This is a genomic window from uncultured Phascolarctobacterium sp. (genome assembly GCF_934190775.1).
Taxonomy (GTDB): Bacteria; Bacillota; Negativicutes; order Acidaminococcales; family Acidaminococcaceae; genus Phascolarctobacterium_A.
The window spans coordinates 1-2242 of sequence record NZ_CAKPTG010000035.1; the positions used below are offsets into that span (position 1 = coordinate 1).

Here is a 2242-nt window from a genome sequence, read left to right on the forward strand (position 1 = left end):
GGTTCTATAATAAGTGTTGGGGTCTTGGTCTAAAATAAGATCGAGACTACCGGCACTTATTTTTTATTAAAGACAAAAAAATAAAGCATAAGTGCTGGAAATGTAGTAAAATAATCATTGGCTAAAATAATCACAACTACAAAGGAGAACCAGTCAGCTTATGCTTCAAGACAATTATACACAAGATTTACCACTTTTTAAAGGGGTTAGTATAAAATATTTTAGAGAAAATGAGGAAAACGGTAATTTAGAAGCTTTTATCGAAATGCCGGTAAAAGAACATCGCTGCCCTCATTGCGGCTATACAACCACATACATCAAAGATTACAGGTTACAAAAAGTTAAAGATTTGTCGCTGGTCGGAAAACCATTAATCGTTACTATCCGCAAACGTCGCTATATCTGTAAAAACTGTAACTCTACTTTTTCAGAAAATAATCCATATATTAAAAGATACTGCCATTTCCCACAAAGATTTTATTTTGAATCTATCAAAGAAACTCTGACTTTGCAAAGCTTTACTTCTATTGCCAGAAGAGTAGGAGTATCCGTAAGCAGTATAATAAGATGGTTCGACAATATAAATTATCCTAAGGCAGAATTACCAAGCTGTATAGCGATAGATGAATTTAAAGGTAATGCCGGCGGCGAAAAATTTCAATGCAATCTTTCCGACCCAGTAAAACATAAAATAATAGATATACTGCCTAACAGAGATTCAGAAGATCTGTGTAAGCATTTCTTAGAATATACATATGACGAGCGTGCCAAGGTCAAGAAAGTAGTTATGGATCTAAGTACTTTATTCCGTTCTGTAGCAAAGAAGCTCTTTCCAGAAGCAAAGATAATAGCAGATAAGTTCCATGTTATCAGAGTTGTTATAAACAGCCTAGAGAACGTAAGGAAACGTATACAGAAAGAATTCCATGATGCAAAAAGAAAATGGTTTAAACGGAGCCGCCATCTCCTACTTAAACCTGAATATAAATTGACAGATGAAGATAAAATAGAATTAAATAGGATGCTTAATTCTTCATCAGAGCTTGAAAAAGCCTGGCTCTTGAAAGAAAGATTCTATGAAATTTTTAGAAAGGACACAAGAACTGAAGCTAAAAAAGAGCTTAGAGATTGGCTCTTGCTAGCTAATCAGTTATCTATTCCTGAATTTAAACATTGTATTACTACTTTTACAAATTGGAGAACCGAAATAGCTAATATTATCGGAGAAAATGTCTCTAATGGTTTTATCGAAGGTAGTAATAACAAAATAAAAGTTCTGAAACGTATCAGTTTTGGCGTTCAGAACTTCAGAAGATTTAGAAATAGAATACTGAATTTAATATAAACATGTGGAGAACGAAATATTACAAAAATAAAGTTACAGGGAAGTTAATTACTTTTGGCATTTACAAGCATTTAAAGCTTGAAGAAAATATACGAAATTTTATAGAAGTACCAGAAAATGAGAAGTTCCAAGAATATGAAAAATACGTAAAAAATTCCGATGTATTTTTCTATAGTCCTTTATTGAAAACATTCTTTACATTAGAAGATATTATTGGATTCGCTCCAGATATTGCATTAGGAGTAAGGATTGCTACACCTACAGAAACCAAAAATCTACAAAAAAATTTTAATGCCTTAAGTCAGAGATTTTTTGTAGATAATAATCTTTATCGGGAATAAAATTATCAAACACATCTTCACACGTATTTTCTCCACAGCTATCTCCAAAAGCTTTGGCATCTATTTCCAATTCGCATACTTGATATTTATATTGTCCTATTTTACTATAAAAATCATAATTTGTTTTTAACCACCATTTATATATTTCTGGATAATATTTTTTCTGCCAAGCATGACGAAATTCGTGGTAAACTACAGGAATAAAATCTTCTTCATCTAATACAGGTACTGAATTTAGATACATAACAGAAGCATCATATGCAAGTCGGCCTTTGGATAGACTTATTTCTGATATATATTCAATCTTTATACTTGGAACATTGTAGTGTTCACAAAGATTTTCAAGTAATTTCTCTGGACTATTATATGTTTTTTTGCTACAATTATCTAAATATTCTTGCATGACTCACTCCTTACAAAAAAATAACTATAGCCTCTGATATAGCTAACCATAACATCATATTAACTATATCAGAGGCTATTTAAGTTGTAAAGAGTAATTTTACAGATTTCAGGGTGCTAAATTATTAAAAACCCCAAAACTTGACAAAGAACC

General features: G+C 31.4%; 3 protein-coding genes. 2 read left to right on the forward strand and 1 reads right to left on the reverse strand.

The features are described 5' to 3' along the window. Window positions 1-160 precede the first annotated feature (160 nt). Together Q0G26_RS11405 and Q0G26_RS11410 are read left to right on the forward strand one after the other, a co-directional pair. On the forward strand, window positions 161-1345 hold the full coding sequence (locus Q0G26_RS11405) for an ISL3 family transposase (protein ID WP_293830731.1): 1185 nt from the start codon (window positions 161-163) through the stop codon (window positions 1343-1345). Between the two features lie 2 nt (window positions 1346-1347). Then, on the forward strand, window positions 1348-1686 hold the full coding sequence (locus Q0G26_RS11410; protein ID WP_293830733.1) for a hypothetical protein: 339 nt from the start codon (window positions 1348-1350) through the stop codon (window positions 1684-1686). Here the strand turns inward: Q0G26_RS11410 and Q0G26_RS11415 are convergent. Next, complete coding sequence (locus Q0G26_RS11415; protein ID WP_293830735.1) at window positions 1634-2089, reverse strand: hypothetical protein; 456 nt, start codon at window positions 2087-2089, stop codon at window positions 1634-1636. The two genes, Q0G26_RS11410 and Q0G26_RS11415, sit on opposite strands and share 53 nt — an antisense overlap. Window positions 2090-2242 lie beyond the last annotated feature (153 nt).

What these genes read in the sequence shown, in the direction of transcription:
- Q0G26_RS11405 (WP_293830731.1), top strand. Translation starts at nt 161, where the DNA reads ATGCTTCAAGACAATTATACACAAGATTTACCACTTTTTAAAGGGGTT.
- Q0G26_RS11410 (WP_293830733.1), top strand. Translation starts at nt 1,348, where the DNA reads ATGTGGAGAACGAAATATTACAAAAATAAAGTTACAGGGAAGTTAATT.
- Q0G26_RS11415 (WP_293830735.1), bottom strand. Translation starts at nt 2,089, where the DNA reads ATGCAAGAATATTTAGATAATTGTAGCAAAAAAACATATAATAGTCCA.